This window comes from Flavobacterium polysaccharolyticum, from assembly GCF_038739875.1.
GTDB classification, from domain to species: Bacteria; Bacteroidota; Bacteroidia; order Flavobacteriales; family Flavobacteriaceae; genus Flavobacterium; species Flavobacterium polysaccharolyticum.
Window position 1 is genome coordinate 176103 of the sequence record NZ_JBCGDP010000008.1, and the last position, 12706, is coordinate 188808.

Here is a 12706-nt window from a genome sequence, read left to right on the forward strand (position 1 = left end):
ACATATTCATATTTGACTTTGTAAACGCCATTTAATCACTATGTTTTATAAATTAAAATCTTTATCAAAATTCATTTTAATTCTATCCATACTTCCAACTTTTGGTTTAGCTCAACAAGAGACTGTTACTGAAAAAAAAACACAAATTTTACTCAAGAAAGCTATTGAAAACTGGAAAAGTGACCGTTATGAGACTTCTTTAAAACAAGCTAATTTAGCCCTAAAACAAGCTACCCTTTTAAAAAACCACTATTTGATTGCCAAATCCTATAACATTATTGGAGTTAATTTTGACGACCTTTTTATGCTTGACAAAGCATTCTTTTACTACGAAAAGAGTTTAAAACATGCTAGCAAAACAACTGACGACACCCTAAAAGGAAAAATATATAATAACTTAGCTAATATTTATTTTTTCGAGAAAAAAGATTTAGAAAAAGGCATTGAATATTATAAAAAATCATTGTTTCACACCCAAAAAATTGCTGATACAACTAAAATATTTTTGAGAAAACTAAATATTACTTGGGCTTATTTTCAGGAAAATCAATACAAAACAGGCAAATCATATCTTGATTACTTGAATAAATATAAAAATGAATTTGCTGATGAGTCAACCTTAATTATATTAAATATGCTAAATGGCTTGTATGCAGAATACAAAAATGACCCCATAAACGCAGATGTTTTTTATAAAAAGGCAATTCAATACGGTGAAAAAAGCAACGAGAAATTTGATTTATCAGTAACCTACTATAACTACTCCTTATTTTTGGCCAAAATAAAGAAATTTGAACAAGCCTATAAGTATAGCAAAAAATACGAGGATTTAAACAATCAAATTCTAAACGACAGTAAAATAAAAACTGCTAAAAACACTGGAATCAATCTTGAGGTAGAAGAATACAAAAGAGAAATAAATAAAATATCCAACACCTACAAATCAAAGGAGACCTATTATTTGGAGCAACAATCGCGCAACAAAAAAATTGTCGTTTTAGTCATTACCTTGTCACTCTTGGTTTTCTTAATTTTTTATGCTTTTTCACAAAACGAGAAACTAAAACAATACAATCGATTAAAAGAAATCCAGAGCAAAGTGCAACAAAACATTATCAATGCTTCCATTGATGGTCAAGAGTCCGAACGTAAAAAAATTGCTGCGTTTCTTCATGATAACATCAGCGCTCTGTTGTCTTCTGCAGGCATGCATCTCAATGTTTTTAGCACGATGAGTCAAAATCAATCTGATGAAATCATAAAAACAAAATACATTCTAGAAGATGCCCATCATAAAGTAAGAGACTTATCGCATGAATTGATGCCTTCCCTTTTAGTACGATTTGGTTTATTATATGCCTTGGATGATTTGTGTGAAAAAAACTCCAATTCAAAAATTAAATTTGAATTCTTTAACACCATCGATACACAAACCCGATTTGATGAAGCTTTCGAAATGAAAATTTATTTCATTATCTCAGAACTGCTAAACAATATTTTAAAACACAGTAAAGCCAATTGGGCTAAACTAGAAACAACCCTTGAAAACAACCAACTATCCATCAAGATAAAAGATAACGGAAAAGGGTTTGATGACCTTCAAAAAAACAGCACCGATGGGTACGGCATCAATAGAATCAAAGCACGAATCAACAACATGAAAGGAGAATTCGTAATCAAGTCCAGAAAAAATCAAGGGACCTCCATAAAACTTCTTGTCCCTGTTGAATAATTATTTTTTCATTTCTACAATCTCCAAGTCTTTAATTTTATCACCCTCAATCACAAATCGCAACAGCGTGCGTACCTGATGAAAACCACTTTTTCCGGCAGCGCCTGGATTCATGTGCAATAAATTATGCTTCTTATCAAACTGAACTTTCAAAATATGAGAGTGCCCACAAATAAATAATTTAGGCGGATTCGTTGCCATTTCATCTCTGATGGCAGGATTGTATTTCCCTGGATAACCGCCAATATGCGTAATCCATACCGAAACTTGCTCACACATAAACCTATTGTGTAACGGAAATTCAGCCCTAGCTTCCGTCCCGTCTATATTACCATACACAGCTCGCAACGGCTTAAGTTTTTTAAGAATATCGGTCACACTCAACTCACCAATATCCCCAGCATGCCAGACCTCATCTGCCCAAGCTACATGTTTCAAAATCGCCTCGTCGAGGTGGCTGTGCGTATCCGAAAGCAAAAGAATTTTGGTCATTCAATTAAAGATTAAAAGTAAAAGACAGCAAAAATAAGCGCTTATCCCCCATTCTACCCAAAATTTGAAGTTCTTTTTTTGGAGCCAAACAAAAGGCAAGAATAAACAAGGATTCCCGCTGTCCTTCCTATCTTTTTTCTACACCTCTCAGGTTTAGCAAGGTGTAGAAAAAAGGATATTCCCTCCCGGCTAGAATCAAACATTCGGCATTTTTTCAGGCAATTACAAAAATGATATAAAATCAAAAAAAATCAGCCTAAAGATTGTAAATTTGCAGCCAATAAAACAAGTAATCGTTGCTAAAGCATTGCATCACAATGAAACGATTACAACCCAAAAATCACAAAAAATCTTGAGGTATTTTATACAATTAGCCTACAACGGAACAGCTTATCACGGTTGGCAATACCAGCCCAACGCCAGCTCTGTACAAGAAACACTGAACAAAGCCCTTTCGGTACTTTTGAACACCACTATCAACATTATGGGTGCTGGAAGGACCGATACTGGTGTACATGCCAGCCAAATGTATGCTCATTTTGATAGCGAAAAAAAACTAGAAACAGCAAGTTTGGTACACAAACTCAATTCGTATTTACCAAAAGATATAGTCATATTTGACATTATCCCAGTAAGCGATGAGGCGCATTCCCGATTTGACGCTACCAAACGCACTTACGAATACCATATCAATACCATAAAAAATCCTTTCCTTGAGGGACTAAGTTGGTATTATCATCAAGATTTAGATGTGGCGTTAATGAATGAAGCTGCTAAATTATTGTTAAATCACACCGATTTTCAGTGCTTTTCGAAAGTGAATACCGACGTAAATACATTTGATTGCACTATATTTGACGCAGTTTGGAGAAAGGAAAAAAATTGTTTGATTTTTACCATTTCGGCCAATCGTTTTTTGCGAAATATGGTGCGTTCTATTGTAGGAACATTAGTAAATGTGGGATTACATAAAATCACTTTGGTTGATTTTGAAAACATCATAAAAAGCAAAAACAGAGAAAAAGCAGGTTTTTCGGTTCCAGCACATGGTTTGTACTTAACCGAAATCAATTATGAATACCTAAAACAGCCCCGATAGTAGTGGAAATCCTTTTTTGTTTTTCCTTTAAAAACAAAAAAGATTACTTCACTTAACTTTTATTTACATAGGAGTTCAGTGAATTACATTTGAAACGGATAGCGGGAAATAGCTCCTAAACATGAAAGCAAAAGCATTCGATACTCGATTATTCAAAAGAATTTTAAAATATACAAAGCCTTATCAATTACGATTTAATGGGGTTATTGCGTTTGCCATTTCCCTATCAATTTTTGCTGCCTTACGTCCATATTTGCTAAAGCAAACGGTCGATGGATACATCAAAACGCATGACCAACAAGGTTTACTTTTCTACGTTTCCTTGATGGGAATTGTGTTGCTTCTTGAAGTCTTTTCGCAATTCTATTTTGTGTTTTGGGCCAATTGGTTGGGGCAAGATATTGTAAAAGACATCCGAATTAAATTGTTTGCACATTTGCTCAGTTTTAGAATGAAATACTTTGATTTGGTCCCTGTTGGACAAGTCGTAACCCGATGTGTATCGGACATTGAAGCCATTGCTCGTATTTTTAGTCAAGGACTTTTTATGATTATTAGTGATTTGATGAAAATGCTAGTGGTGCTTATTTTTATGTTCTATATGAACTGGAAACTCACCTGGATTGTTATTGTAGCTATGCCTGTTTTGGTGTTTTTTACACGTATCTTCCAAAAGAAAATGCAAGTGGCTTTTGAGGAAGTACGTACCCAAATTGCGAATATGAATACTTTCGTACAAGAACGCGTAACGGGAATGAAAATCGTACAATTATTCAATCGTGAAGATATTGAGTTTGATAAATTTAAAAACATCAATGATAAACATAGAAAAGCGTGGATAAAAACGATTTTGTACAACTCCATATTCTTCCCTATTGCTGATATTATCTCGTCATTGACTTTGGGATTTATCGTTTTGTATGGCGGTATCAAAATATTGAATGGCGATCATTTTACCACATTTGGAGATTTGTTTTCGTACACTATGTTTATCGGAATGCTATTCAATCCCTTGCGCCAAATCGCGGATAAATTCAACGAAATGCAATTGGGAATGATTGCAGCCAATCGTGTGTTTGATATTTTGGATACTGAGGATCAAATTCAGGATACTGGAACTGTAGAAGCGCCTATTTTTGAAGGAAACATCCTTTTCAAAGACGTCCGTTTTGGTTATATTCCTGATGAAGAAGTAATTAAAGGAATAGATTTAGAAGTTAGTGCTGGACAAACCATTGCTATTGTTGGTTCTACTGGCGCAGGAAAATCGACCATTATCAATTTATTGAATCGTTTTTACGAAATTAACAGCGGTTCCATTTATATAGACCATCACAATATTGAAAATTATACTTTAAGTTCACTGCGTAAACAAATTGCTGTGGTGCTTCAGGATGTGTTTTTGTTTGCCGATACTATTTACAACAACATTACTCTTAACAATCCAGAAATCACGAGAGAAAAAGTACTAGCGGCTGCCAAAAAAATTGGGGTGCATGACTTTATTATGAGTTTGCCTGATGATTATAATTTTGATGTCAAAGAACGCGGGGTTATGCTTTCATCTGGTCAACGTCAATTGATTGCGTTTTTACGAGCTTTTGTTTCTAATCCAAGTATTTTGATTTTGGATGAAGCCACTTCTTCTATCGACACCTATTCTGAGGAATTGATTCAGAGAGCTACCGAAACCATTACACAAGGCAGAACCTCAATAGTGATTGCGCACCGTTTGGCTACTATTGTAAACGCAGACAAAATCGTAGTCATGGACAAAGGTTTAATTGTAGAGCAAGGAACGCATCAGGAATTAATCAATCTAGAAAAAGGGTTTTATAAAAACCTGTACGATTCGCAGTTTTCGATAGCGAATTAGCTTTTACAAAAAGACTGTAAATTATTATCAATACATTACAATCTCTAAAACACTAAAACTACAATCATTCATTATATTTAAGGCTAAGTGAATTTAATACAACCCAAAAATACCACTTGTATTCTTACAAATAAATAAGTAAATTTGAAAAATAAATAATCATTTTAAAAAAAACTCATGAAAAAAAAAATATTAATTACCGTTTTATTTTTAGCTTTTTCAGTTAATGCATTCTCAATGCAAATTATTGTTAGAGTTGCTAATTCTTTACAAACCATTACTCTTGAGGTGGAAAGTTATGATACTATTAGTAAAATTAAAGCTAAGATACAAGATAAAGAAGGAATTCTCACTAATTGCCAAAGGATTATATTTGCAGGAAAACAACTTGAAGACGGCAGAACATTGTCTGATTATAACATTCAAAAAGATTCCATAATACATCTGATCATTAGTTATCCATGCAATTAATTGTTTCATAAATAAATAAATAAATAAGTAACAAAAAACACTTTTAAAAAATGTTTAATAATTAAAATTAAAGGGTTTGACTTTTTAATTAAAATTGATCCCTTTTTTAATATGACCGTAGAATTGATTTTAAATGTTTCTTGAGACGAATATAATTCAATTTTCAGTAGCTAATTTGCTTAGCGAAACCCTCTAGCTTCAAAATCTTACAAACACTCAAATGCTAAAACTACGATCATTCGTTATATTTAAGCCTAAGTGAATTTAATACAACTCAAAAAAAAACATCTGTATTCTTATAAATAAGTAAGTTTGAAAAATAAAAATCTTTTTAAAAAAAACTCATGAAAAAAAAAATATTAATTATCGTTTTATTTTTAGCCTGTTCGCTTAATGCGTTTTCCATGCAAATTTTTATAAAAACTTTGACTGGAAAAACTATAACGCTTGAAGTTGAATGTTCAGATACTGTTGATAATATTAAATCTAAAATACGAGATAAAGAAGGAATTGATCCTAATTGTATAAGGCTAATATATGCAGGTAAACAACTTGAAGACGGAAGGACATTATGTGATTATAACATTCAAAAAGAAATGACGATACATATGGTTCTTAGAAATCCTTGTCCATAATTAATTGTTTCTTTTAAAGAAGATGACAATGTATTTAAGTGCATTTAAAACTGGATTTTGATACACTTATAACTTCGTTATCAACCCAAAATAGGAAACAAAAGATAATGTCCTAAAAAGTATATAACATTAAAATAAAAGGGTTTGACTTTTAATTAAAGTGGAACCCTTTTATCATAAGACTGTAGAATTGCTTCTAAATGTCCCTCCTGTCTAATCTTATGCAATTTTCATCAGTAAAAAAGAAATTAATAATTTCAAAAATTGGCTAGATTCGTAATACCCACGCATTAACAAGACATTTCAAATGTAATGTCATTTCTTTAGTACTTCCCTTCATTTTACAGATTTAAGTAGAACTTTTTAATAGAATTTGTTCGTTTTTAAAATCTTTGCAGATATTAAAAATTTAAACTTTCTCAAAACAGAATAAATCCTTAATTTTGTGACCGAGTGAAAAAAACACCATGATTTTTTTACACACAAATTCATCCTATTTTAAAAATTAAAAATTAAAAAAAATGAAATACGATATTATAGTTTTAGGAAGTGGTCCTGGAGGTTATGTTACAGCCATTAGAGCTTCACAATTAGGTTTTAAAGTTGCTGTTGTAGAAAAAGAAAACCTTGGTGGCGTTTGCTTGAACTGGGGATGTATCCCAACCAAAGCCTTACTAAAATCAGCACAAGTTTTTGATTATTTAAAACATGCTTCTGACTATGGATTGACTGTAAAAGAATTTGACAAAGATTTTGGTGCTGTAGTAAACCGTAGCCGTAGTGTAGCTGACGGAATGAGCAAAGGGGTTCAGTTCTTAATGAAAAAAAATAAAATTGACGTTATTGACGGATTTGGAAAGCTAAAAGCTGGAAAAAAACTAGACGTTACTGATAAAGATGGAAAAGTAACTGAATACAGTGCTGACCATATCATTATTGCTACAGGTGCTCGTTCTCGTGAATTACCTAACTTACCTCAAGATGGTGTAAAAGTAATTGGTTACAGACAAGCCATGACTTTACCAACTCAGCCTAAATCTATGATTATTGTAGGTTCTGGAGCAATTGGAGTAGAGTTTGCACATTTCTACAACTCAATGGGAACAGATGTTACTATTGTAGAATTTATGCCAAATATTGTTCCTGTAGAAGACGAAGACATTTCAAAACAAATGGAACGTTCTATGAAAAAAGCAGGAGTTAAAATTATGACTAACTCTTCTGTAGAACGCATCGATACTACTGGTGCTGGAGTAAAAGCCTATGTAAAAACTGCTAAAGGTGAAGAAGTTTTAGAAGCAGACATTTTATTATCAGCTGTTGGAATCAAAACCAACATCGAAAACATTGGATTAGAAGAAGTAGGTATTGCTACTGATAGAGATAAAATTTTAGTGAACGCTTATAATGCTACTAACATACCTGGTTACTACGCTATTGGAGATGTAACTCCTGGTCAAGCTTTGGCGCACGTTGCTTCTGCAGAAGGAATCAACTGTGTTGAAAAAATTGCTGGTCTTCATGTTGACCCAATCGATTACGGAAATGTACCAGGTTGTACTTATGCAACGCCAGAAATTGCTTCTGTTGGTTTGACAGAAAAACAAGCCAAAGAAAAAGGATATGAATTGAAAATTGGTAAATTCCCATTCTCTGCTTCTGGAAAAGCAAAAGCTTCTGGAGCTGCTGATGGTTTTGTAAAAGTAATTTTTGATGCTAAATACGGCGAATGGTTAGGATGTCATATGATTGGTGCTGGTGTTACGGATATGATTGCTGAAGCAGTTGTAGCTCGTAAATTAGAAACTACAGGTCACGAAATCTTAAAAGCTATCCACCCTCACCCAACTATGAGTGAAGCGGTTATGGAAGCCGTAGCTGATGCTTACGGAGAAGTAATTCACTTGTAACATTTTGTTTTAAATCTTCTTAAGTAGATTATAGATAAATATAGAATCCGTTTTGTGTATAACAAAACGGATTTTTTTATGTAATTTCATTTTTACCATAGAATTAACTGTTGCTGTTTTGTAAAAACCAATTTATTCTATAAATTTACTAGGATTTAAAATAAAAAAAATAAAACCATGACTTATAACAACATACTTGAAACAATCGGTAACACACCCCATGTAAAAATCAACAAACTATTTGGAGAAAAAACATCGGTTTGGATAAAATTAGAGCGAGCCAATCCGGGTGCTAGCATCAAAGACCGTATTGCTTTAGCCATGATTGAAGATGCTGAAGCAAAAGGAATTTTACAAAAAGGCAGCACCATCATCGAGGCTACCTCAGGCAACACTGGAATTGGTTTGGCTATGGTTGCGGCAGTGAAAGGATACCGACTTATTTTGGTTATGCCAGAATCTATGTCCATTGAAAGACGTCGATTAATGAGTATCTACGGTGCAGAATTTGTATTGACACCACGCGAAAAAGGGATGAAAGGAGCTATCGAAAAAGCTCAAGAACTAGTCAACGAAATCCCAAACTCTTGGTCACCGCTACAATTTGAAAACCCAGCAAATATTGAGGTGCACAAACAAAAAACAGCTCAAGAAATCATCAATGACTTTCCAAACGGAATTGACTATCTCATCACCGGAGTAGGTACAGGTGGACATATTACAGGCTGTGCCGAAATCCTAAAACAACACTTTCCAAATCTAAAAGTATTTGCGGTAGAACCAGAAGCTTCTCCAGTAATTAGTGGTGGTGCTCCTAGTCCACACCCTATTCAAGGGATTGGTGCTGGTTTTATACCTACCAATTTACACACTGAAATACTAGACGGCACCATACAAGTTAGCAAAGACGAGGCATTTTCTTATGCACAAAGAGCCGCTAAAGAAGAAGGAATCCTATTAGGTATTTCATCTGGTGCATCTTTAGCCGCTGTAGCCAAAAAACTAAACGAAATCCCAGATGGGGCAACTGTACTTACTTTTTGCTACGACACCGGAGAACGCTATTTGAGTATCGAAGGATTGTTCGAATAACATAAAATTGTACAAAACAAAAAACCTGACAAATCTACTAATTGTCAGGTTTTGCATTTTTATAAGAGAGCCTTAAACGCCTTTCAACGCCTCAATCAATAAATCTACATCTTCTTGAGTAGATAAATGACTGAACGATATTCGCAAACTTGGTTTTTTCAAATCATCTTCCGAAAGCATTTCAGCCAACACATGCGAGGGCTTCACACTCCCCGACTGACAAGCACTTCCTCTCGAAACAAAAATCCCTTTCATATCCAAATAAAACAAAATCATAGCCGTTTTATCTGCTGAAAAAGGCAATTGCACATTCAAAATCGGGTAAAAAGTAGCAGTTCCATTTTCTTTCACTCCAGGAAAGTGCAACGCTAATTGTTCCAAACAATACTGTTTTAGAGCACTGATTTGCGGCTGTTCTGCTTCTAAATTAGCATAAGAAACTTCCAAAGCCTTTGCCATTCCTGCAATTTGATGAATTGCTTCAGTTCCAGAACGCAGTCCTTTTTCTTGTTCACCACCAAAAAACAAAGGCTGTAAACCCGAGTTTTTTCGAATAAAAGCAAAACCAACCCCTTTTGGGCCGTGAAATTTGTGGGCACTGCTCACTATAAAATCTACAGGCACTTTTTGTAAATCTAAAATCGCTTTGCCTACAGATTGCACCGTATCCGAGTGAAATAAAGCATGATGCTCTTGACAAATTTGTGACACACGTTCCAAATCCAAAACCACGCCCGTTTCGTTGTTCACATGCATCAAACTCACCAAAGTTTTCTCCGAAGATTCAGAAAGCAAGTCCACTAAATGCGTCAAATCAAGAACGCCATCAGCCGAATTTTCTACATATTCCACTTGAACACCGAACTCCTTTTGCAATTCCAAAATAGGATACAAAACCGCATGATGTTCCATTTTGCTCGAAATAATTCGCCTCACTTTCAAATCCTTCACTGCCGAACGCAAAATCCAATTATTGGCCTCTGTCCCACCCGATGTAAACAAAATCTCTTGCGCCGTAGCATTCAAAGCCTTGGCAATACTCTTTCTAGACAGTTCCAAAATACTTTTGGCGTGACGCCCCAAACTATGCGTAGACGACGGATTTCCGTAATCTTGCGCCATACAATCCACCATCACCTGAATCACTTCGGGACGCATCGCAGTTGTAGAAGCATTGTCGAGATATACTTTTTTCATAATTAAATACTATTCATTTTTATTTGGGCGTGCCCCGCCAGAAAAAGTCGGGTCGGGCATCCGTTCCCGCTTTTTTTAGAGCCAAAAAAGTCTCTAAAAAAGAGCTCCACTACTACCCTCACGCAAACCCTGCAAAACCAGACGCTCTTTAGGCAACCAATCGTTTTTCTTTTGATTTTCTCAATAGTTCCAAAATGACTTTCTTATTAAAAATCACAACAGAAATCAAAATCAGTACATACGAAAAGAGTTGTGTTCCATTTATTTTCTCTTTAAAATACAACAAAGCAATCGCAAAATTAATCATTGGATTGATATACATCAAAATTCCAACTGTCGCTGAGGAAATTCCTTTCAATGCAAACAAATTTAAAAATAAAGGAATAATCGTAAAGAAGACCACAATACATAACAAACAGCCATAAAACAAAGGTGTCCTAGGCAGCGGACCACTATAAATAGGATAAAATGGCAGAATCAGTAATGCAATAAAAAGCAATTGCACATTGAGTACCAAAAGTTTATCCATTTGATTGTTTTTTCGTTGACTTACTAAATAGAGCGCATAAGTTGCCGCTACCACCAAGCTGTAAAAAATATCATGTAAATCATTCATCGATAACAACAAACAACTCACAACACTCAATGAAACTGCAAACCATTGCGTCTTTGACAGTGTTTCTTTTAAAAGGAAAAAGGCAAAAACGGTCGTCAATATCGGGCAAATCAAGTAAGCCAAGGAACCCGCTTTTACACTCACATGATTGACTACATAAATAAAAATAAACCAATTCGAAGCCAATATCAAACTTCCTCCTAGTGTCAACCACAGAATCGTTTTCTTAACTTTTGGTTCAAAATTTTGAAAAAGAATCCAATTCTCACGAATGACACTTTTCCTAAAAACCACATTCAAAAGCGTTAAAAGAAAAACACTTAAAAAAACACGGTAAAAAAGAATATCCAAAGAAGGAAAGTCTGCAATAGGTTTCAGTGCTAAGCTAAAAAATCCCCATATAAAAAAAGCAGAAAAAGCAGCAAGATAATGTTTCGTTTGTTTCATCTAGATTAAATAGTACAGCAAAGGTACTAATTTCATTTGGCTTGTATTTCCTTCAAAAACAAATCGGCTTACATTAACATGATTTTAAAATAGGGAATGAAGCGGATACCAATTAAAAATTCTATTTTTGCTTAAAATAAAGTAAAGAAATGAAACGATTTTTAGGAATACTATTCTTAGTAGTTATGATTAGCGGTTGTGATGACGGTGATCTTTTTTTGGAAGATATTAATTTTGACGATGCAACAGTTGCCACCTGTGCCAACAATGATATTATTTACAAACTAAATGAAAAAGAGGCTTTATTATTAGAACTTCCTGAAGTAGTATTTCCTAGTGAAACCAAAACACAAGAAATTACTATTGGAGGAAGTATTAGAGTCGTGTATCGCTTTTTTAACGGAACCGTAAAAGCAGATAACATTTGTGAAACCATTCCCCCAGCAATCCCAATTGTAGTTGACCAATGGACTGCAGAAGCCGGTGGAAAAATAGTGATTACTAGTACTCCAATAAAAACAACAGATGCCACTACTAACAGCACTAAAATTACTGGTTACAACCATTTGATCGTGCTAAAAAATGTCACCTTTCAAAAAACAAATGGTACGCAAGTCTATGATGAGTTTGTTTTTGGGGATTACAAAACCACTGTATCTTCAATTCCATTTGCTTTTACAAAAACTTTAGGGCAGTGCGCTACGTCCAAACAAGTATACAATTTCATCAATAGTGAGGCGTTAACCTTAAATAACATTGAAGCGGGATTGATTAAAAACGAAGTAACGCCTTTGAATACACCTAGAACGGCACTAATTGGTAGTACAACCAATTCTCTCATCTACAGATCGTATACTGGTCTTTTGACAGAAAGCTATTTTTGTAACACCAACACTCCTGCAACACCAACACTTTTTCAAGAATGGAAAGCCGCTGCTGGCGTAGCCAATACAGAGGGTATAATTGAAGTTACTACCACAACTTTTGGTACTGGATACAAACATACCATAGTGCTTAAAAAAGTAAAAATGGTAAGAGGAAGTGATAATTTTTCGTTGGGAGACAATTATACCTATGGAGAATTAATTACAAATTAATCCTTCATTTTTTCAAACACAAAAAAGGTCAATTCGAGTGGA

The 12706-nt window shown here is 34.4% G+C and carries 11 protein-coding genes; 8 read left to right on the top strand and 3 right to left on the bottom strand.

The genetic code is table 11. The features are described 5' to 3' along the window. The first annotated feature begins 40 nt into the window (after positions 1–40). Positions 41–1732: a tetratricopeptide repeat-containing sensor histidine kinase gene (locus WFZ86_RS10100; protein WP_342691825.1), complete on the top strand. Its 1692-nt coding sequence runs from the start codon at positions 41–43 to the stop codon at positions 1730–1732. Here the strand turns inward: WFZ86_RS10100 and WFZ86_RS10105 are convergent, their stop codons facing one another. Then, on the bottom strand, positions 1733–2224 hold the full coding sequence (locus WFZ86_RS10105; RefSeq protein ID WP_342691826.1) for a metallophosphoesterase family protein: 492 nt from the start codon (positions 2222–2224) through the stop codon (positions 1733–1735). Between the two features lie 352 nt (positions 2225–2576). Here WFZ86_RS10105 and truA point away from each other — a divergent pair, with 352 nt between their 5' ends. The 6 genes from truA (at position 2577) to cysK (ending at position 9307) form a co-directional block, all read left to right on the top strand. Next, complete coding sequence (gene truA, locus WFZ86_RS10110; protein WP_342691866.1) at positions 2577–3323, top strand: tRNA pseudouridine(38-40) synthase TruA; 747 nt, start codon at positions 2577–2579, stop codon at positions 3321–3323. Positions 3324–3444: 121 nt separating this feature from the next. Further along, entirely contained in the window at positions 3445–5199 is a 1755-nt protein-coding gene (locus WFZ86_RS10115; protein ID WP_342691827.1) for an ABC transporter ATP-binding protein, read from the top strand. Positions 5200–5376: 177 nt separating this feature from the next. Further along, positions 5377–5670, top strand: coding sequence for a ubiquitin-like protein (locus WFZ86_RS10120; RefSeq protein ID WP_342691828.1), 294 nt, complete (start codon positions 5377–5379; stop codon positions 5668–5670). A 344-nt stretch (positions 5671–6014) separates the two neighbouring features. Continuing rightward, positions 6015–6305, top strand: coding sequence for a ubiquitin-like protein (locus WFZ86_RS10125; protein ID WP_342691829.1), 291 nt, complete (start codon positions 6015–6017; stop codon positions 6303–6305). 521 nt (positions 6306–6826) lie between these two features. Next, entirely contained in the window at positions 6827–8215 is a 1389-nt protein-coding gene (gene lpdA, locus WFZ86_RS10130) for a dihydrolipoyl dehydrogenase (protein ID WP_342691830.1), read from the top strand. A gap of 177 nt (positions 8216–8392) precedes the next feature. After that, positions 8393–9307 (top strand): cysteine synthase A, encoded by a 915-nt coding sequence (cysK, locus tag WFZ86_RS10135; protein ID WP_342691831.1) that lies wholly within the window; start codon positions 8393–8395, stop codon positions 9305–9307. 72 nt (positions 9308–9379) lie between these two features. Here the strand turns inward: cysK and WFZ86_RS10140 are convergent, their stop codons facing one another. Both WFZ86_RS10140 and WFZ86_RS10145 read right to left on the bottom strand, forming a co-directional pair. Then, positions 9380–10504: a cysteine desulfurase family protein gene (locus WFZ86_RS10140; RefSeq protein WP_342691832.1), complete on the bottom strand. Its 1125-nt coding sequence runs from the start codon at positions 10502–10504 to the stop codon at positions 9380–9382. Between the two features lie 148 nt (positions 10505–10652). Beyond that, positions 10653–11567, bottom strand: a complete 915-nt coding sequence (locus WFZ86_RS10145; RefSeq protein WP_342691833.1) for an EamA family transporter — start codon at positions 11565–11567, stop codon at positions 10653–10655. A gap of 149 nt (positions 11568–11716) precedes the next feature. On the opposite strand from WFZ86_RS10145, the gene WFZ86_RS10150 reads away from it, so the two are divergent. Next, positions 11717–12664 (top strand): hypothetical protein, encoded by a 948-nt coding sequence (locus tag WFZ86_RS10150; RefSeq protein ID WP_342691834.1) that lies wholly within the window; start codon positions 11717–11719, stop codon positions 12662–12664. The last annotated feature ends 42 nt before the right edge of the window (positions 12665–12706 follow it).